General features: G+C 69.9%; 15 protein-coding genes. 5 read left to right on the top strand and 10 right to left on the bottom strand.

What is annotated here, in order from left to right:
- The first annotated feature begins 54 nt into the window (after window positions 1–54).
- Both GA0116996_RS21590 and treY read left to right on the top strand, forming a co-directional pair.
- Window positions 55–2,058, top strand: a complete 2,004-nt coding sequence (locus tag GA0116996_RS21590; RefSeq protein WP_092315685.1) for a malto-oligosyltrehalose trehalohydrolase — start codon at window positions 55–57, stop codon at window positions 2,056–2,058.
- The gene (treY, locus tag GA0116996_RS21585) at window positions 2,055–4,712 is read left to right on the top strand and encodes a malto-oligosyltrehalose synthase (protein ID WP_092315683.1); all 2,658 of its coding nucleotides are present in this window, start codon (window positions 2,055–2,057) and stop codon (window positions 4,710–4,712) included. Before GA0116996_RS21590 ends, treY begins: the two co-directional genes overlap by 4 nt.
- Before the next feature lie 10 nt (window positions 4,713–4,722).
- Here treY and GA0116996_RS21580 read toward each other — a convergent pair whose 3' ends face one another.
- A complete protein-coding gene (locus GA0116996_RS21580; RefSeq protein WP_092315681.1) occupies window positions 4,723–5,301 on the bottom strand; it encodes a malto-oligosyltrehalose synthase in 579 nt (192 codons plus the stop codon).
- A 469-nt stretch (window positions 5,302–5,770) separates the two neighbouring features.
- Between GA0116996_RS21580 and GA0116996_RS21575 the strand changes: the two genes are divergently transcribed.
- From GA0116996_RS21575 to GA0116996_RS21565, 3 genes are read left to right on the top strand one after another with little or no spacing between them, the layout of a single operon-like run.
- Window positions 5,771–6,142 carry a BON domain-containing protein gene (locus GA0116996_RS21575; protein WP_092315679.1) on the top strand — a complete coding sequence of 124 codons (372 nt, stop codon included), beginning with the start codon at window positions 5,771–5,773 and terminating at the stop codon, window positions 6,140–6,142.
- A 48-nt stretch (window positions 6,143–6,190) separates the two neighbouring features.
- Window positions 6,191–6,421 carry a hypothetical protein gene (locus GA0116996_RS21570; RefSeq protein ID WP_092315677.1) on the top strand — a complete coding sequence of 77 codons (231 nt, stop codon included), beginning with the start codon at window positions 6,191–6,193 and terminating at the stop codon, window positions 6,419–6,421.
- 42 nt (window positions 6,422–6,463) lie between these two features.
- A complete protein-coding gene (locus tag GA0116996_RS21565) occupies window positions 6,464–6,862 on the top strand; it encodes a hypothetical protein (protein ID WP_092315675.1) in 399 nt (132 codons plus the stop codon).
- A 70-nt stretch (window positions 6,863–6,932) separates the two neighbouring features.
- On the opposite strand, the gene GA0116996_RS21560 is transcribed toward GA0116996_RS21565, so the two are convergent.
- From GA0116996_RS21560 to GA0116996_RS21520, 9 genes are all read right to left on the bottom strand, one after another.
- A complete protein-coding gene (locus tag GA0116996_RS21560) occupies window positions 6,933–7,607 on the bottom strand; it encodes a BON domain-containing protein (RefSeq protein ID WP_092315673.1) in 675 nt (224 codons plus the stop codon).
- Window positions 7,594–8,481 (bottom strand): endonuclease/exonuclease/phosphatase family protein, encoded by an 888-nt coding sequence (locus GA0116996_RS21555; protein ID WP_092315671.1) that lies wholly within the window; start codon window positions 8,479–8,481, stop codon window positions 7,594–7,596. The genes GA0116996_RS21560 and GA0116996_RS21555 overlap by 14 nt, the downstream gene beginning before the upstream one ends.
- Before the next feature lie 29 nt (window positions 8,482–8,510).
- Window positions 8,511–8,876 carry an endonuclease gene (locus GA0116996_RS21550; protein ID WP_092315670.1) on the bottom strand — a complete coding sequence of 122 codons (366 nt, stop codon included), beginning with the start codon at window positions 8,874–8,876 and terminating at the stop codon, window positions 8,511–8,513.
- Between the two features lie 92 nt (window positions 8,877–8,968).
- Window positions 8,969–14,830 (bottom strand): excinuclease ABC subunit UvrA, encoded by a 5,862-nt coding sequence (gene uvrA, locus GA0116996_RS21545; RefSeq protein WP_092315668.1) that lies wholly within the window; start codon window positions 14,828–14,830, stop codon window positions 8,969–8,971.
- Window positions 14,831–15,070: 240 nt separating this feature from the next.
- A complete protein-coding gene (locus tag GA0116996_RS21540; RefSeq protein WP_244159942.1) occupies window positions 15,071–16,102 on the bottom strand; it encodes a LacI family DNA-binding transcriptional regulator in 1,032 nt (343 codons plus the stop codon).
- Window positions 16,103–16,184: 82 nt separating this feature from the next.
- Entirely contained in the window at window positions 16,185–17,168 is a 984-nt protein-coding gene (locus GA0116996_RS21535; RefSeq protein WP_092315664.1) for a tripartite tricarboxylate transporter substrate binding protein, read from the bottom strand.
- Window positions 17,169–17,210: 42 nt separating this feature from the next.
- A complete protein-coding gene (locus tag GA0116996_RS21530) occupies window positions 17,211–18,305 on the bottom strand; it encodes a porin (RefSeq protein ID WP_092315662.1) in 1,095 nt (364 codons plus the stop codon).
- A gap of 127 nt (window positions 18,306–18,432) precedes the next feature.
- Window positions 18,433–18,774, bottom strand: coding sequence for a cupin domain-containing protein (locus GA0116996_RS21525; protein ID WP_092315660.1), 342 nt, complete (start codon window positions 18,772–18,774; stop codon window positions 18,433–18,435).
- Complete coding sequence (locus GA0116996_RS21520; protein WP_092315658.1) at window positions 18,771–19,748, bottom strand: quinone oxidoreductase family protein; 978 nt, start codon at window positions 19,746–19,748, stop codon at window positions 18,771–18,773. Before GA0116996_RS21520 ends, GA0116996_RS21525 begins: the two co-directional genes overlap by 4 nt.
- Between the last annotated feature and the right edge of the window lie 6 nt (window positions 19,749–19,754).

Below are 19,754 nucleotides of genomic sequence, written 5' to 3'. Positions count from 1 at the left end.
ATGGAGTTCGCATTGCGCAAGGATCCTATTCCCCCCAGAAAGCAGGAGCCGAATTTGAACGCCGACCCCTTTCTGCTCGCCCCCGGCACCCGCTCTGCGGTGCCGCCGCTGGGGCCGTTCGACTGCTTTGCAGCGCCTTCGGCCTCCGCCTTCAGCGCCCACGACGAACCCACCCAGGACTACCTGTTCGGGCCGGCCTGGCTGCCGGACGGGCGGGTACGCTTCCGGCTGTGGGCGCCCGACGCCGCCGAGCACGGCCAGGCGGTGCGCGTGGAGATCGCCGGGCTCGGCCCGGTGCCGATGGCTTGCGGCCCCAACGGCTGGTTCGAGGCGATCGTGCCGGGCTGCGCGGGCGCGCGCTACTGGTTCCGGCTCGACGACGGCACCACCGTGCCGGACCCCGCCTCGCGCTGGCAGGCCGACGATGTCCACGGCCCCAGCATCGTGCCGGCACCGGACGCCGCCGGCGCGTTTGCGTGGACCTGCCCCGACTGGCGCGGCCGCCCCTGGCCCGAAGCCATCGTCTATGAAATGCACGTGGGCCTGTGCGGCGGCTACGCGGGCGCCGCGCGGCAACTGCCGCGGCTGGCGGCGCTGGGCTTTACCGCGGTCGAGCTGATGCCGGTCGCCGAGTTTCCCGGCACGCGCAACTGGGGCTATGACGGCGTGCTGCCGTTTGCGCCAGAGTCCGGCTACGGCACGCCCGACGAACTGCGCGCACTGGTCGATCGCGCCCACCAGCTAGGTATGATGGTGCTGCTGGACGTGGTCTACAACCACTTCGGTCCCGAGGGCAACTACCTGCACCGCTATGCCAGCGCCTTTTTCCGTACGGACCGCCAGACCCCCTGGGGACCGGCCATCGATTTCCGCCGGCCGCAGGTGCGGCGATTCTTTACCGAGAACGCGCGCTACTGGCTAGAACAGTTCCGCTTCGACGGCCTGCGCCTGGACGCCGTGCATGCCATCGAGGATGAAGGCTGGCTGGCGGCGCTGCCGGGCGAACTGCGCGCCGCGCTGGCCGATGGCGATGGCCCCCGCCGCCATGTCCACCTCGTGCTCGAGAACGACAACAACGATGCCGCGCTGCTGGCCGCGGGCTACGACGCGCAGTGGAACGACGACGCGCACCACGCGCTGCACGTGCTGCTGACCGGCGAGGACGATGGCTACTACCGCGACTACAGCACGGCGCCGGACCCGGGCGACAGCGGCAATGGCGACAGCGCCGCCGCCGGGCGCGGGGTGCCGGCGCTGCGCCACCTCGCGCGCGTGCTGGGCGAAGGCTTTGCCTACCAGGGCGAACGCTCGGCGTTCCGCTCGGCCGCGCTGCCCGCGGCGGCGGATGGGGTGCGGCGCGGCCAGCCCAGCGCGCACCTGCCGCCGACGGCCTTTGTCTGCTTCCTGCAAAACCACGACCAGACCGGCAACCGCGCACTCGGCGAACGGCTGGCGCAACTGGCCGGGCGCGACGCGCTGCGCGCGGCAATCGCCTTGCAGCTGCTGTGCCCGCAGGTGCCGCTGGTGTTCATGGGCGAGGAAACCGGCAGCGCGCAGCCGTTCCTGTATTTCACCAGCCATCCGCCCGAGCTGGCCCGGGCCGTGCGCGACGGGCGCCGGCGCGAGTTCGCCGCGACCGCCGCGTTCAGCGACGACGCCCGCGCGGCGGCCATTCCCGATCCCAATGACCCCGCCACGTTCGAAGCCTCGCGCCCGCGCCTGGACGATGACGGCGACTGGACGCCGTACTACCGCGAACTGCTCGCCGTACGGCGGCGCGAACTGCTGCACCGGCTGGCCGGCTGCCAGAGCGCCGGCGTCGACGTGCTGGGGCCGGCGGCGCTGTGCGCGCGCTGGCGGCTGATGGACGGCGTGGAGCTGAGCCTGTGGCTCAACCTGGGCGACCAAGCCGTGCCGTGCACGCGGCCGTGCCACGACCGCAGCACCGCGCTGCATGAGAGCAGCGCCGGTGCGGCCGCGGCCCTGTCGGCCGGGCTGCTGCCGCAACGCTCGTGCGTGGCCACCGTGTGCGAGCCCGCCGCGGCACGCGCGCGATGATGCCTGACGGCGCGCCGCAAGCGCTGCCGCGCGCAACCGCCCGGCTGCAGCTGCACGGGGGCTTCACCTTTGCCGATGCCGCAGCCGTGGTCGGCTACTACGCCGCGCTGGGCGTCAGCCACCTGTACCTGTCGCCCATTTGCGGCGCGCGGCCCGGCTCCACCCATGGCTATGACGTCACCGACTTCACCGCGGTGCGCGCCGAGCTGGGCGGCGAGCCCGGCCTGAAAGCGCTGGCCGCGCGCGCCCGCGACGCCGGCCTCGGCCTGATCGTCGACATCGTGCCCAACCATATGGCAGCCGACCCCACCCACAACGGCTGGTGGCGCGATGTGCTGGCGCATGGCCGCGGCAGCCCTTGCGCGGCTACCTTCGACATCGACTGGACCCCGCGCGACCCGGCGCTGCACGGCAAGGTGCTGCTGCCGATCCTGGGGCAGTCGTACTGGGACACCGTGGTGGCCGGCGAGCTGCGCTGGGTCCCGGCCAGCGACGATGCGCCCGCCCACCTGCGCTATTTCGACCACACGCTGCCGCTGGCGCCGGGCAGCGTCGATGCCGAGGCCGAGCGCGACGGCCCGGCCTGGTACGACGCCACGCATGCCGACGGCCGCGGCCGGCTGCATGCCTTGCTGGAACGCCAGCACTACCGGCTGGCCTGGTGGCGCACCGCCGCCGCCGCGCAGAACTGGCGCCGCTTCTTCGAGATCAGCGACCTGGTCGGCGTGCGCGAGGAGGACGAGCGGGTGTTCGATGCGGTCCATGCGCTGGTCCTGCGGCTGCTGCGCGAAGGCTGGATCGACGGGGTGCGCGTCGACCACGTCGACGGCCTGGCCGATCCCGCCGGTTACTGCCGCCGGCTGCGCGCCGAACTGGACCGCCATGCCGCCGCGCGCCCGCCCACGCTGCGGCTGGAGCGTCCGTGGATGGTGGTCGAGAAGATCCTGGGCCCGCGCGAGCGCCTGGCGCCGGACTGGCAGGTGCATGGCACCACCGGCTATGACTTCATGGACGAGGTCGCCGCGGTGCTGCATGACGGCGACGGCGAGGCACCGCTGGAGGCGCTGTGGGCGACGGTCAGCGGCGATGCGCGCGGCTTTCCCGAGCATGTCGAGGCCGCGCGGCGCCAGCTGCTGGAGCGGCACCTGGTGACGGAATTCGAAGGCGCCGCCGCCTGCCTGCGCGACTGCGCCGAGCAGGAGCCCGGCACGCGCGACCTGACCCGGGCGGCGCTGCGGCGCGCGCTGGCCGCGCTGATGGCCGCGGTGCCGGTGTATCGCAGCTACTTCGACGCGCGTCCGGCCGAACGCGATGCGGCCGCGGCGCATGCCGATGACGCCATGCTCGAACAAGCCATGCTGGCCGCGCGCGCCGGCCTGGCGCCCGACGAAGCGGTGGCGCTGGCCTTTATCGGCGGCTGCCTGCGCACCGCCGCGCCAGCCGACAGCGAAACCGGCGCACTGCGCCGACGGCTGCAGCAACTGATGCCAGCACTGGCAGCGAAGGCCGGCGAGGACACCGCCTTCTACCGCTACGGGCGGCTGCTGTCGCGCAACGAAGTGGGCAGCGATCCGGCCCGGCTGGCGATGCCGCCGGCGCAGTTCCACGCCCGCATGGCGGCGCGGCGGCTGGCCTGTCCCCATGCCATGCTCGCCACGGCTACCCACGACCACAAGCGCGGCGAAGACGCGCGCATGCGCCTGGCGGTGCTGAGCGAGGTGCCGCGCGCATGGGCCGATGCCGTGGCGGCATGGGAGGCTGCGTCGGCCGGGCTGCTGGCGACCTTGCCGCAAACGCCGGACCCGGGCGACCGGCTGATGCTGTACCAGACCCTGGTCGGCGCCTGGCCGATGGAAGACCTGAGCCTTGCCGACGATGCCGGCGCCGCGCAGCCCTTGCTGGAGCGCGTGGGTGCGTGGCAGCGCAAGGCCATCCGCGAAGCCAAGCGCCATGGCAACTGGACCTGCCCCGACACCGACTACGAAGCCGCATGCGAGGCATGGCTGCGCGGCCTCGCCGCGGGCGGAGCCGGCAGTGTGCTGGCGCAGATCGGCCAGTTCGCGCAGCGCATTGCCGCGGCCGGGGCGCTCAACAGCCTGGCGCAGGTGCTGGTGCAGCTCACCGCGCCCGGCATTCCCGACCGCTACCAGGGCTGCGAAGGCTGGGACCTGAGCCTGGTCGATCCCGACAACCGGCGCCCGCCTGACTACGCCCGGCTGCAGGCGCGCCTGAGCTGCAGCGCGGGCTGGGCGCACTGGCTGGCGCACTGGCGCGACGGCCGCATCAAGCAGCAGCTGGTGCGCCAGGTGCTGGCGGTGCGCCGCGCGCATGCGGCGCTGTTCGCCGATGGCCAATACAGCATGCTCGCCGCGCAGGGGACGCTGGTGCCGCAGGTGCTGGCGTTCGCGCGCAGCGCCGACGGGCGCCAGGCCATCACCGTGGTGACCCGGCTTGCCGCCGCGCGCGTCGACCCCGCCCTGCCGCGCATTCCCCAATCGGCCTGGGGCGATACCACGCTCAACGTCGGTGCGCCGCAACCGAGCCGCTGGACCGATGCCCTGACCGGCCATGTCATCGACGCACCCATGGGCCGCCTGCGGCTGCGCGAAGTGCTGGGCGGCCTGCCGGTCGCGCTGCTGCTGCGCGAGCCCTGACGCGCCAGGCTCACGAGTGCGGCGGCGCCGCCGGCTGCCATACGACCGGCCATACGACCGGCGCGAACGGCCCGCGCGAGGCCTGGGTCGGCGAGGCGCTGCGTTCCTGCGGCAGGTAGGGCCGGATCACCACGGCCACGTAGTCGTCTTCCTTGGGCGTGACCACGATGTACGCGAGCCCCGACATCACCAGGCCGACCTCGCCGAGTTCGGTGGCAATGCGCGCCACGATAAAGCGCTGCAGCAGCATCGGATTGACGCTGTCGTCGATGGCAAGGGCGGCGGTGCAGATGGTCAGGAAGCAGCGTTCGACCTCGCGGCACACCACCACCACTTCATCAATGGCATAGCCGGCGCGGCTGGCGCGCACCAGCACCGACACCCCCGCACTGGGCGCGGCGCGGTGCCATCCCGGCTTGACCTTGAAGCTGGGCAGGGCCAGGCCGGAACCGGTGTCCTGTGCGACGGTGTTGAAGCGCTGGGCGAAGTCCGAAGGCGTGATCGCAAGCAGCTGGCGCTCGACCGGTGCCGACGACACCGATACCGACGACGCCAGGACCACGGCGGACAGAATGCTGGCTAGGTTCATAGCTTCCTCGCAACGGCTATACGCTCCCCCGCGCTGTCGAGCCCGGCAGCACACGGCCGCAAGCTGGGCCGCGGCGCGAAGGCCGGCGTTACGGGTGCTCGCCGGCACCTGCCGCACGCCAGTTGTTGCCAGCATCTCCTTCACTATAGACAGGACCGCACGCCAGCACAGGACGGAACGCAAGCGGCACGCCAGCCGCCGCGCCACAGCCCCGCGCAGCGCCGCCGGCGCCCTGCGCCGGCTCAGCCCCGCGCGCCATGCAGTTTCTGCAGCGCCGGTAAAAACTACGGCGCATGCGGCACCACGCCGCGCCGGCGGCTCTGCCGCATGGCGCACAGCCCGCGCCGTGGCGCAGCATCGGCCGGCTGGTGGCAGTGCCTGCGCCAGTGGCCAGGCGGGAACGGAGCTTGCAGGCAAATTGCAGGTGCGGGCTGAACCGCAGGCCCGCCAGCATGTACAGGAGGGCCCTATGACAGCACGCTACCGCTTCCGCATCGCCGCGCTGGCGTTGCCGCTGGCCGTGCTGGCCATGGCGGCCTCCGGGCCGGGCATCGCGGCACCGACCGACGCGCCCGCCGCGCCGTCTTCCACCGGCCGCACCGCGGCGCCGCGCGACACGGCCGCCACCAGCGACCGTACCATCACTGCCGAGGTGCAGGCGCGCCTGGCCAACGCGCGTACGCTCGATCCGAGCAAGATCCGGGTGTCGACCACCGACGGCGTGGTCAAGCTCGAAGGCACCGTGCGCGACGACAAACAGCGTACGATGGCCATGGAACTGGCCCGTTCCGTACGCGGCGTCAGCGCGGTTTCGGATGAACTGCGCGCCGGCACCGATTGACGAGCTGTCGCCTGACCGGCAGCGCCATGCCAACATGATGGAGACGTGATGAGCACCCATCGCCAGCCCGACCACGACACCACCCGTCGCCGCAGCGAGCCCCGCGACCCGCACAAGGGCGGCCCCGACACCGAGCACGAACGCGGCAAGCCGGGACGCGACCGGCGCCACGATGTCGAGCGCGAGCACGACATCCCCGACGAGAACGGCGAGCCGCCCTCGGTCAAGCGCCCCGGCGGCAAGCCCGAGGAAAGCGAGCCGCCGGTCGAGAACTACTGAACCTCGGCGACCCGCCTTGCACCCATCCGAACAGGAGGCATGATGAGCAAGACCGTACGTACCGGCCCCACCCGGCATGCCGGCACCCGCACCGACCGCGTGGGCAGCCCGTCAGCGGGCCGGCGCGAAGGCGCGCAAGCCGCCTCGGGCCGCGGCCGTTCGCGCCAGAACACGGCCACCGGTGCGGCGCGCGCCGAGGCAGGCAACATCCCCAGCACGCTGGACCCGGACCTCGACCAGGAAACCAACGATATCGAGGACGAACTCGCGCAGCGTGACGAGGACGCGCACAGCCCCGAGGAAGAGGAAACCCCCGAGGAAGAGATCGCCGATGAAGTGGTGCGCGCCGCCGAGGCACTGCCAAGCGACGTGCCGGTCGACAAGGCCGACCGCACCGACGACCGGGAAGAGAATCCGCCGCGTCCGCCCCGGGTGGATTAACCCGGCGGCCGCAGCGCGGCTTCGCAAAACCACAAGCCGGGCGGCTCCGGAGGCTACGGAGCCGCCCTGTTCATTCGGACGCCAGGATGCCGTAGGGCCGCACCCGGATGTGGTTGATCACGTCCTGCACGCCGAACACGCGTTCGGTGATTTCTTCGATGTCGTATTTGCTGCGGCGGTCGCCGACGTGCCCTTCCAGCGTCACCAGGCCGTCCTGCACCCGCACCGTGACTTCGCTGACATCGAGCTCCTGCGCATGCGCGAGCCGGTCGCAGACTTCATCGTGGATACGGTCGTCGCCACGGCGGTAGTTCTTCGGGCCGCCGCGGCGGTAGCCCCGGTACGCCGGCACGTCCCAGTCGTCAGCGCCGTAGCCGCCCCCGCTGCCGTACGGGGCGCCGGCCGGCCCGCCATACCAGTCGCGCCGGCCCTCCCACCGCTCTGCGCCATACGGCACGCGGCGGCGCGACCATTCGTCTTCATAGCGGACTTCGTCCCAGGGCTCGGTTGCGGGCCCCCAGCGCGAGGATTCGACCTCCCGGCCGTACCAGCCTTCCTCCGTGCCTTCGAACGGACGGGTGTCATCGCGCGGCAGGCGTTCGGCGGTATTGCCATAGCGGCCCGCGGTCAGGTTGCGCTGCCTGCGGTTGTGCGCCTGCGCGGGGATGCCGCTATAACCCTGGTCGCTGCTGCCGTACTGGTGATCGGGGCGCCTGCGCAGGTATTCATCGTCACGGTGTTTCATTGAAATCCTCCTTCGCGTGCGCAGTGGTACGCCGCTCATTCCACCCGCCTTCCGGCACCTCGAAACAGGCCACCAGCGGCAGGTGGTCCGAGGCCACGCGCGCCAGCGGCGAGCGGTGGCTTGCCACCGACACCAGGTGCGCGCGCGGCGACACCCAGATGCGGTCGAGCGCAAACAATGGCAGCCGCGACGGAAAGGTCGCCGTGTGCGGCGTGTGTTCGAAATAGGCGTGCAGCCAGCGCAGCGGCCGGCCCCACAAGAACCATTCGTTGACGTCGCCCAGCAGGATGGTCGGCAACGGCGGCGCGGTGGCGACGTAGTTGAGCAACTGCTGCACCTGGTGGCGGCGCTCGCCCGGGCGCAGGCCCAGGTGCGTGGCGATCACGCGCAGCGGATTGGCGCAGCCGGAAGCCGTGCACGCCACGGTCGCGTCGATGGCGCCGCGCGGCTCGCAGCCCTTGACGGTCAGGTCGATCTGGTTCACGGCCTCGGGTGCGAAGCGCGTCAGCAGCGCATTGCCGTAGTCGGCGCTGCCGCGCACCCGCGTAAAGCCCGACACCACATGCATGCCGGTATGTCCGGCAAGATATTCCAGCGTATGGTCGTTGCTGCTGCCCGATTCCACCTCCTGCAGCGCCACGATATCGGCATCGAGTTCCTCCAGCACCGCGGCGATCCGGTCCGGGCGGTAGCGGCGATCGGTGCCGACGGCGCGGTGGATGTTGTAGCTGACTACTGTCATCTGGGCCAGGCCCGCCGCGCGCGTCGGCGGGCAGTGCAGCGCCGCCGAGGCCTCGGCCACGACACGGGTATCGTCGGGCTCACGCGCGTGGGCAGGATTTACAAGGGACGGTAAGTCCGGTTGCATTCGCATGGCCGGTCTCGATGAGCGGTTGGAGATGCTCAGGCCCCGTCGAGGAACTGGTTGGGCTTGCCGGTGCGGCGGCCCAGGTCAGGGCTTTCCCAGCGGGCGCCTTCCATATACGGGTCCGGCGTGCGCTGCATGGTGGTGCCAGGCATGCCAGGCTGCGCCGGCATGGTCGACGGCTGTGCCTCGGGCGCGGTGGCCGGTGCCGTCGGGGCCAGGTCAGTACGCGTTGGCGCGTTGGCGCCCTGGGAATAAGGATCGAATTTGTCGGTGCTGCGCGCGCCCTGCGAATACGGGTCGTAGGAGCCGCGCGGCGTACCCGGCGTCTGCGCCATGGCGGGGATGGCGACCGCGGCCACGGCGATGGCAGCGAGGAGTCGGCTGGTGCGGATATGCTTCATGGTTACCTCCATTGGGGCGCGATGTGCGCGCCAGTAACCATGGGCAAGCGAAAGGCGTGCCCGTACGCCTTTCGCGCCGCCGCACGCCGGCCTCAGGCGGTACTTACCTTGCCCGCGTCGGCGTTGCCCCGCGCCAGCACCGGTACCAGCGCCGCACCCGTATGGCTGGCGCGGTTGCGCGCCAGCGCTTCGGGATCGGCCGCGCCGACGATGGTGCCGCCGCCCGCGCCGCCCTCCGGGCCGAGATCGATGATCCAGTCGGCCTCGGCAATCACGTCGAGGTCATGCTCGATCACCACCACGCTGTGGCCGCCGTCGGTGAGCCGGTGCAGCACGCGGATCAGGCGCGCCACGTCGGCCATGTGCAGGCCCACGGTGGGTTCGTCCAGCACGTACAGCGTATGCGGCGCCTTCTGGCCCCGCCGCGTGATGTCGTCCCGCACCTTGCTCAGTTCGGTGACCAGCTTGATGCGCTGCGCCTCGCCGCCCGACAGCGTCGGCGACGGCTGGCCCAGCGTCAGGTAGCCCAGGCCCACGTCCTTCATCAGCTGCAGCGGATGGGCAATGTTCGACATCGCCGAGAAGAACTCCACCGCCTCGTCGATCTCCATGGTCAGCACTTCGCCGATATTCTTGCCACGCCAGGTCACCGCCAGGGTCTCGGGGTTGAAGCGCTGCCCGTGGCAGACATCGCACGGCACCTTCACGTCCGGCAGGAAGCTCATGCCGATGGTGCGCACGCCCTGCCCTTCGCACGCCGGGCAGCGCCCGTCGCCGGTGTTGAACGAGAAGCGCGACGCGGTGTAGCCGCGCGCGCGTGCTTCCAGCGTATCGGCGAACAGCCGGCGGATGGTGTCCCACACGCCGATATAGGTCGCCGGGCAGGAGCGCGGGGTCTTGCCAATCGGGGTCTGGTCCACTTCCAGCACGCGGTCGATCGATTCCCAGCCGGTGATCGCTTCGCAGCCATGCCAGTTGTGCTGGACGTTGAGCGGCTTCCTGGCAGTGGCCTTGCCCGCGCCGTTGTCACCCTTCGCCGCATTGCGCGCACGCCGGGTCGCCGGCGACGACAGCACCGAGCGGCCCACCGCGTCGAGCAGGTTGGTCATCAGCACATCGCGCGCCAGCGTCGACTTGCCCGAGCCGGACACCCCCGTGATCGCCACCAGCCGCGACAGTGGCAGGCGCGCGGTCACATTGCGCAGGTTGTGCAGCGACGCGCCGTGCACCGTCAGCCATTCCGGCGGATCCGCCGGCTTGCCCGCGGCGCCGGGCCTGACCGTGCGCCGCGCCTGCAGCGGATGGACGATCGGATTGGCCAGGAACTGGCCGGTGGTGGAAGCCGTCGCCGCAGCCAGTTCGGCCACGCCGCCCTGCGCCACCAGCGTGCCGCCGCGCTTGCCGGCCCCCGGGCCGATGTCGATGATGTGGTCGGCGCGGCGGATGGTGTCTTCGTCATGCTCCACCACCACCAGCGTGTTGCCCTTGTCGCCCAGCTTGCGCAGCGCATCCAGCAGGATCTGGTTGTCGCGCGGATGCAGGCCGATGGTGGGCTCGTCCAGCACGTAGCAGACGCCCTGCAGGTTGCTGCCGAGCTGTGCCGCCAGACGGATGCGCTGCGCCTCGCCGCCGGACAGGCTGGGCGCGGCACGGTCCAGGCTGAGGTAGCCCAGCCCCACTTCTTCCAGGAACTGCAGGCGGCTGCCGATCTCGCTGACCACGTCGCGCGCGATCTCGGCATCGCGCCCGGCCAGGCGCAGGCCATCGACCCAGCGGCGGGTCTCCGATACGGTCCACTGCGCCACGTCGACGATCGCGTTTTCATCGAACGTCACCGCGCGCGCCACCGGGTTCAGGCGGGTGCCGTGGCAGTCCGGGCACGGCGTGTCGACCACGCCTTCGGGCTCCTGCTCTTCCGACGGCAGGCTCTGCTCGCGGCCGCGGTTGTCGTCGGCCAGCACGGTGTCGTCGAAAGCCGCGCGCTGCTCGCGCGTCAGCGCCAGCCCGGTGCCGACGCAGGTGCCGCACCAGCCGTGCTTGCTGTTGTACGAGAACATGCGCGGGTCCAGTTCCGGATAGCTGGTGCCGCATTGCGGGCAGGCCCGCTTGGTCGAGAATACCTTGACCTCGCCCACGTGCGCGGTGCCGCCGTTGTGCATGGCATGGTCCAGGCCGTCCAGCGGCGCCAGCAGGTGCATCACGCCCTTGCCGGCTTCCAGCGTCTGCGCCAGCAGCGCGCGCAACTCGGCCTCGTGCTCGGCCGACACCACCAGGTCGCCGACGGGCAGCTCGATGGTGTGCTCGCGGAAGCGGTCCAGCCGCGGCCACGGGTCCACCGGCAGGAACTCTCCGTCGACGCGCAGGTGCGTATTGCCGCGCGCCTTGGCCCACTTGGCCAGGTCCGTGTAGACCCCCTTGCGGTTGACCACCAGCGGCGCCAGCAGCCCCACGTGCTGGCCGCGATGGTCGCGCAGCAGCTGTGCGGCGATCGACTCGGGACTCTGCGACGTCACCGGCGCGCCGTCATGCACGCAGTGCTGGATGCCCAGCTTGACGTACAGCAGGCGCAGGAAGTGCCAGACCTCGGAGGTGGTCGCCACCGTGCTCTTGCGGCCGCCGCGCGACAGCCGCTGCTCGATCGCCACCGTCGGCGGGATGCCGTAGACCGCATCGACTTCGGGCCGGCCCGCGGGCTGCACGATCGAACGCGCGTACGCATTGAGCGATTCCAGGTAGCGGCGCTGGCCCTCGTGGAACAGGATGTCGAACGCCAGCGTCGACTTGCCGGAACCCGACACACCGGTGACCACGTTGAACTTGCCGTGCGGGATGTCGACGTTGAGCGCCTTCAGGTTGTGCTCGTGCGCATTGACGATGCGCACCACGTCCTCGCCCTCCACCTCGCGGCGCGCGCGCCGCGCCTGCAGCGCGGCCTGCAGCGGCACGCCTTCGCTCTCGGCGCGTTCGGCTGCCAGCGTGCCGGCTTCCCCGAGCGCCGCGTCATAATGGATCAGCGCCTGGCCGGTATGTGACTCGGGGCAACCCTTTACGTCCTCTGGCGTGCCGGTGCAGACCACGCGCCCGCCCGCGTCGCCGCCCTCGGGACCGAGGTCGATCAGCCAGTCGGCGGCGCGGATCACGTCCAGGTTGTGCTCGATCACAATCAGCGAATGGCCGCCATCGAGCAGCTTGCCGAAGGCCCGCATCAGCTTGGCGATATCGTCGAAATGCAGGCCCGTGGTGGGCTCGTCGAACATGAACAGCCGGCGCGGCATGGTGCTGGGCCGGGTCCGCGACGGCGTCGCCTGCGCGGCTTCGGCGAGGAAGCCGGCCAGCTTGAGGCGCTGCGCCTCGCCGCCCGACAGCGTCGGCACCGGCTGGCCCAGCTTCATGTATTCGAGCCCGACATCGACGATGGGCTGCAGCACGCGCAGTACCGCCGCATCGCCGGCAAAGCAGGCCGCGGCTTCGCTGACCGTGAGTTCCAGTACGTCGGCGATGCTGAGCAGGCGTGGCGGCTGGCCGGGTGCGGCGCGCTCGATCTTCACCTCCAGCACTTCCGGACGGTAGCGGGTGCCGTCGCAGTCCGGGCAGCGCAGGTAGACATCGCTGAGGAACTGCATCTCGACGTGCTCGAAGCCCGAGCCGCCACAGGTCGGGCAGCGCCCGTCGCCGGAGTTGAAGCTGAAGGTGCCGGCGGTATAGCTGCGCTGCAGCGCCAGCGGGGCCTTGGCAAAGAGCTTGCGGATCTCGTCGAAGGCGCCGACATAGCTGGCCGGGTTGGAGCGCGCGGTCTTGCCGATCGGCGACTGGTCGACAAAGACCACGTCGTCGACCAGCTCCGCCCCGGTCAGCGCGCGGAACGCCCCCGGCGACTCGGTGGCCTTGCCGAAGTGCCGCGCCATGGCGGGATACAGCACATCCTGCAGCAGCGTCGACTTGCCCGAGCCGGACACACCGGTGACGCACACCAGCCGCTGCAACGGGATCTCCACCGTGACGTCCTGCAGGTTGTGCTCGGTCGCGCCCGCCAGCACGATGCGCGGCTGCGTCTCGTCGACCGGCCGGCGCTGCCAGTGCGAGGCATCGGCCACGCGCCGGCGCCCGCCCAGGTATTCGCCGGTCAGCGTGCCGGCCTGGCGGATCGCCGCCGGCGTGCCGTCGAAGATGATATTGCCGCCGCGCTCGCCGGGGCCAGGGCCCATGTCGATCAGGCGGTCGGCGGCCAGCATCACCGACGGATCATGTTCCACCACCACCAGCGTATTGCCCGCGTCGCGCAGCCGGTGCATGGCCTCGACGATGCGGTTCAGGTCGCGCGGGTGCAGGCCGATGCTGGGCTCGTCCAGCACGAACAGCGTGTTGACCAGCGACGTGCCCAGCGCCGTGGTCAGGTTGATGCGCTGCACCTCGCCGCCGGACAGCGTGCGGCTCTGGCGGTCCAGCGTCAGGTAGCCCAGGCCCACGTCGCACAGGTACTTCAGGCGCGTACGCACCTCGGCCAGCAGCAGCTTGAGCGCATCGTCCAGCATCGCGCTGGGCAGCGACAGCGCGTCGAAGAAGCGGCGGATCCGCTCGATCGGCAGCAGCATCAGGTCATGCACGGTCAGGCCCGGCAGCGCCTCCAGCTGGGTGCGGTCCCAGTCGACGCCGCGCGGCAGGAAGCGGCGCTGCGGCGCCAGCACGGCGTCGGCATTGTCCCGGGAGCCCAGGCGCCACAGCAGCGACTCGGTCTTCAGGCGCGCGCCGCCGCAGGTTTCGCACGGCGTGTAGCTGCGGTACTTCGACAGCAGCACGCGGATATGCATCTTGTAGGCCTTCGACTCGAGGTAGTTGAAGAACCGCATCACGCCGTACCACTGCTTGTTCCACTGCCCGTTCCAGTCCGGCGAGCCGTGGATGACCCAATCGCGCTCGGCTTCGGTCAGCTCCGACCAGGGCGTGTCGCGCGGGATGCCGGCCTTGCCGGCATAGCGCATCAGGTCGTCCTGGCATTCCTTCCAGGCCGGCGTCTGCATCGGCTTGATCGCGCCGCCGCGCAGCGTCTTGCGCGCATCGGGAATCACCAGGCCCAGGTCGACGCCGATCACGCGGCCGAAGCCGCGGCAGGTTTCGCAGGCGCCGTAGGCCGAGTTGAAGGAAAACAGCGCGGGCTGCGGGTCGGCATAGCGCAGGTCGCTGTCCGGGCTGTGCAGGCCGGTGGAATAGCGCCACACCAGGCCGTCGTCGCCTTCGGTCAGCACGTAGATGTTGACGCGGCCGCCTCCCCGCTTGAGCGAGGCCTCGATCGCCTCGACCACGCGCACTTTCTCGGCATTGCCAAGGCGGAAGCGGTCCGCGACCACGTCGAGCAGCTTGCGCGCGCCGGTGGGCGACTGCACCACGCGCTGCGCCTGCACGCGCGTATAGCCGCTGACCGACAGCCACTGCTGGACTTCCTCGTCGGTGGCCGATTCCGGCAGTTCCACCGGAAAGGTCACCACCAGCCGCGCGTCGTGGTGCGGCTGGCCGGCGGCCGTGCGCGCGACCAGTTCGGCGTAGATGGTTTCCGGCGAGTCATGCCGCACCGGCTGCGCCGTCTGCTTGTCGAACAGCTCCGCCGCGCGCGCGTACAGCAGCTTCAGGTGGTCGTTCAGCTCGGTCATCGTGCCGACCGTCGAACGCGAGCTGCGCACCGGGTTGGTCTGGTCGATGGCAATCGCCGGCGGCACGCCATCGACGCGCTCGACCTGGGGCCGGTCCATCCGGTCCAGGAACTGGCGCGCGTAGGCGCTGAAGGTCTCGACGTAGCGGCGCTGGCCTTCGGCATAGAGCGTGTCGAACACCAGGCTGGACTTGCCGGAGCCGGACGGCCCCGTCACCACGGTCATCTCGCCGGGACGCAGGTCGAGATCGACATCCTTGAGGTTGTGCTGGCGGGCGCCGCGAATGCGGATTAGCTGCTTGCTCGACACGGTTTCTCTTTCGGATCAGGACGTTAAGGGAAGGGCGGGACACGTCCCGACCACTGTACATCCATACAGTCTATCAGGTTGGACACGAATTCGTATCGATTGCCCCGGACCGGCGGGGTTGCCGCGCGATGGCGCGGCGGCCGGGGCCCAGCCGCTTGCGGACGGACTTCGCCGCGGATTGCCGCTTGACTCCATTGGGGAATCGCCGAGCGGGTGCCCGGGCTCCGCCCGGGCGGCGTTTCACCCCTTGCGCGGCGCCGCCGTAGATCCTCGCACAATGAGGTGTGGCTGCAACTGCACGGTGACCGGATCCGAGGCCGGCTTGCTGATCTTCCTGAGCAGCAGGCGCGCCGCCTCCTCGCCCATCTCGTGCACGGCGATCCGGATGGTCGTCAGCGGTGGTGTCAGTGCATCGACGAACGGCATGTCGTTGTGGCCGATGACCGAGATGTCGTCGGGGCAACGCAGGCCGTGCTCGCGCAGGTGGTCATAGCAGCCCATCGCGACCAGGTCATTGGCCGCCGCAATCGCGGTCAGCGCAGGAAACACCTTGAGCAGCTGCTCGCACGCGACCCGGCCCGCATTGCGGGAGTAGCTGGATGCCTCGACCACGTGCCAGTCCGCGCGACGCAGGCGATGGCGCCTGACGGCCTGGATAAAGCCCTCGCGGCGCAGGTGGCCAGTCGACAGCGATGCCGGCCCGGCGATATGCCCGATGCGGCGATGACCCAGCTCCACCAGGTGATCGACGGTCAGCTGCATGGCCCGCATGCTGTCGCTTTCGACGGAGGACACGCTGCCCGAGCCTTCGCCGCGGTTGACCGTCACCACGGGGACGTGCCGTGCCTGGCAATACTCCAGCAGCGGATCCTCCCGTTCCGCGGTGGCCAGCACCAGCCCTTCGACCTGCCGCCCGAGCAGCTGGTCGATCACAAACCGCTGCCTGCGCTTGTCGCTTCCCGCATTGACCACGATCGGCACATAGCCCTGCTGCGCCAGCACCACCTCGATCCCGGCCAGGATCGGCGGAAACACGGGGTTGGCAATATCGGGCAGCACCACGCCGACCAACCCGGAGCGCTGGGTGCGCAAGCCGGCGGCGATGCGGTTGGGAGAAAAGCCGCGCGCCTCGGCAACGGCCAGCACGCGCGCCGCCACGTCCTCTGCCACGAGATGCCGCGTCGCCGGATTCATCACCCGCGACACGGTCGAGTAATGCACGTCGATCTCGGCAGCCAGGTCTTTGAGGGTGAGGCGCTTGCTCTCGGGCATGGAGGGTGAGGGCCGGAAAGGATGGGAGTACGCCATTTTAAGCCAGCGCGCAATTCCTTCCCCGGCGCCCTGTCCCCCGGCGCTACTGCCCCGCAATCGCCCCGGATTGGCGGATGACCGGCGCAAGCTTGCCGATCTCTGCCTGGATATACGACGCGAATTCCTGCGGCGACGAGCGCTTCGGCTCTGCCCCCTGCGCGGCCAGCCGTTCGCGCACGTCGGGCGCGGCCAGCGCCTTGCCGATTTCCGCGTTGAGGGTATCGATGATCTCCTTCGGCGTGCCAGCCGGCGCCAGGATGCCGAACCACGAGTCGAAGGCATAGCCCGGCAGGCCGGATTCCGCCACGGTCGGAATATCGGGCAGAGAACTGCTGCGTCTGGCCGTCGTGACCGCCAGCGCGCGCAGCTTGCCCTGCCGCACGAACGGCATGGCCGACACCGTTGGGGCGAACATCATGTCGCCGCGGCCGGCCATGACGTCGGTCAGCGCCTCCCCCGTGCCCTTGTACGGGATATGGACGATATCGATGCCCGCCTGCATCCTGAACATCTCGCCGCTGAGATGCGTGGAGCTGCCGGAGCCAGCCGAGTCGAAATTCAGCGTCCCTGGCGCCGCCCTGGCAGCCGTCACCAGGTCGCGCACCGATTTGTACTTGCTGCCGGCGTTGACCACCAGCACATTGGGCACCGTCGCCACCAGCGACACCGGCGCAAAATCCTTGACCGTGTCGTAAGCCAGTCTGGGATACAGCGTGGCGTTGATCGCATGGCCCACCGACACCAGGATCAGCGTGTAGCCATCCGGCGCCGCCTTGGCGACCCCGGTCGCGCCGAGTGTGCCGCCGGCGCCGGGGCGATTGTCGACGATCACCTGGTAGGTACCGCCTTCCCCCATCTTGGTGCCGATGATGCGCGCCAGGATGTCGGTGGCACTGCCCGCGGAAAACGGCACCACCAGGCGGATCGGCTTGCCGGGGTACGGTGCCTGGGCCACCGCGGCGGGCGCGGCGGCAAGCATCAATGACGAGGTCAGCGCCACCACGGCGCCTCGGATGAATCGAATCATGGTCTGTCTCCTCACTACCGGATGGGGTCGACGCGGCACGCCTCAGAAGAAATGGCGCATGCCCAGGGCAATGGTCTGCGGGTCGGCGCCGGCGCTGACGCCCAGTTCATTGATGGCAAAGTCGTAGGTCGCATTGCGCTTGTTGTGAATGCGGCTGTAGTAGGCGTACAGCGCGGTGCGCCTGGACAGCGGATAGTCGTAGCCCACCGTCACCTGCGTGGCCCCCGTCTCCGCGCCGCTGCGGAAAAAGCCCACCGTCTCCGTGGCATTGCCCGCACCATTAGCGGCCAGCGCCACGCCCACCCGCATGCTGCCCGGCCCCAGTTTCTGCACTAGCGACGCGTAGTAGCCGTTACGCGTCAGATCGCCGGATGCGGTGCGGTAGTGCAGCCGTTCATAGACCAGCGCCACGGTCGTGCTGGGAAACTTGTAGGACACGCCCGCCTTGATCGCATCGTCATTGCGCCCAGCGGTCTGGTAGTGCTGGTGGAGTTCGTACGCCAGCACCACGTTCAGCGGACCGTTGTCATACGCCGCGGAGAAGGAATACAGCCCCGGATTGCGCGGCACGCTGAGCTTTTCCTCGTTGACGCCCCAGGCCGCGGCACCGCTGAACCCTGCCAGCGAGGGCGTCTTGTAGACGATGATGTTCTTCTGGCGACGGTCGAAGGCGCTGGTGTCCTGCACGTTGTCCGTGCTCGACGCCGACCCGTTGCCCATCAGCGCCATATATCCGGCGGTGGTGGGGTAATACGGGTCATAGCCCGCGGTCGCCTCGGTATAGGGCGTCTGCCAGTGGCCCATGAACAAGGTGCCGGCCTTGCCCTGCAGGCCGATGCGCGAATTGCGGCCAGCGATCTGGCCCTGGCCGTTATCCAGCGACAGATTGCTTTCGATCTGCCAGATGGCCTTCAGGCTGCCGCCCAGGCCCTCTTCTCCGCGCATGCCGAAGACAGAGCGGTTGTTGGTCAGCCGGCCGGTGCCGCCGAGATGCGTGCCATCGGTGGCCGTGCTGGCGCGGGCATATTCCAGTGCCGTGTTAAGGCGACCATACAGGGTCACGCTGGACTGAGCGCCAGCCTGCCCGGCCCAGCCGGCCGCGGCGCTGGCTGCCAGCAGCCAGGCGCGTCTGCGCATGGGGGCGATTGTCATTGTGTCTCCCTTCCTTGTGGTGGTTGTCGTGGATGTCCTGGCTGTCGTGATCGCTGCGCCCGGCAAGCCGGACACTTGTTTCTGCAATCGTTTGCAGACCAGCATCAAAAAATCAGCCTGTCGGGAACGGCATCGCCAGCAGCAGCATTGCCGGGCGATTCCCCGGATTCGATACCTGGCGCGCTTCTCCGGGCGCAAGCCGGACCGAATCGAACTGTCCCAGCAATGCCGCTTGTTCCGGCGTGCGGATGCAGACCTCGCCCTCCAGCACGACGTAGTGCTTTTCCACCGCCGAGGCATCCAGCGCGGTATGCCCTCCCGGCAGCAGCACCGAGACGCCAAGCCACAGGGACGCCGCGGGTCCGGCTTCATGGCCCTGCAGGCGCAGGCAATGCATGCCCTCATGGTTGGCCGGAAAGTAAGCCGGCGCCTGAGCGAAGCGGGTGATGTTCATGGCTTGAGCACCACGCGTTCCGTCGCGCCCTGCAGCACGGCACGATAGGCGTCGCTGGCCTGCGCCAGCGAATAGGTGTAGTCGGGCAGTACCGGGAACGGCCGCAGCAAGCCGCTTGCGAACATCGGCGCGAGCTGGTCCAGGATGCGGGCGCAGGCGTTGCTGTCGAGCGCCAGCGTGTCCACGCCGACATAGGTGTGCTGGCCGCGATAGAAGGCGAAAATATCGAACGGCACCGGCTTCTCGATCGTAGAGATAAAGATCTGCGTAGCGCCGATCGCCATGCTCCGGTTGGCCTGCTCGAAGTACGGACTGCCGACAGTGTTGTAGACGATATCCGCGCCATGCCCGCCGGTCTCGCCCAGCACGACCTCAACAATCGGCTCGCGGCTGGCATCGATCATGCGGACCTGGCCACTCGCATGGCCGCGGTAAGGCTGCGCCGTGCGTTCCACGGCAAAGACACGTGCGCCCAGCGCTGTGGCGATCTGGATGGTGGCCTGTCCCACCTTGCCGTTGCCGCCGCACACCAGCACGGTGCTGCCGGCCTGCGGCATGCCCGCGCGGCGCAGGCCTTCATAGGCAGTGATGAACGGCACGCCCACCGCGCCGGCCTCCAGCAGCGATACCGATTCCGGCTTGGCGCGCACCGCGGCGGCGTCGATGCGCAGGTACTTGCCATGCGTGCCGTCGCGGCGAATGCCCAGCTCGCCGCCGCTGCCCCACACCTGCAGCCCCAGCAGTTGCGACGGGCCGTCGACCACCAGGCCGGCATAGTCGCGGCCGGGTGTGCGCGGCCAGACCGCATGCGGCATCAGGCCCAGCGTGGCTTTGACGTCGCTGGGGTTGACCCCGGCACTGGCGACTTCGATGATGCACTGGTCAGCCGCTGCTTGCGGACGCGGCATGCCTTGCAGTTCCAGCTGCAGGGTCTCGATATCGTTGGCTTTCTGGTTGACTCGGATAACGTTCATGATGGC

Origin of the sequence: Cupriavidus alkaliphilus (assembly GCF_900094595.1) — a bacterium.
Taxonomy (GTDB): domain Bacteria; phylum Pseudomonadota; class Gammaproteobacteria; order Burkholderiales; family Burkholderiaceae; genus Cupriavidus; species Cupriavidus alkaliphilus.
Note: the sequence above shows the minus strand (reverse complement) of the source record. Positions and strands in the feature narration are given on the sequence as shown.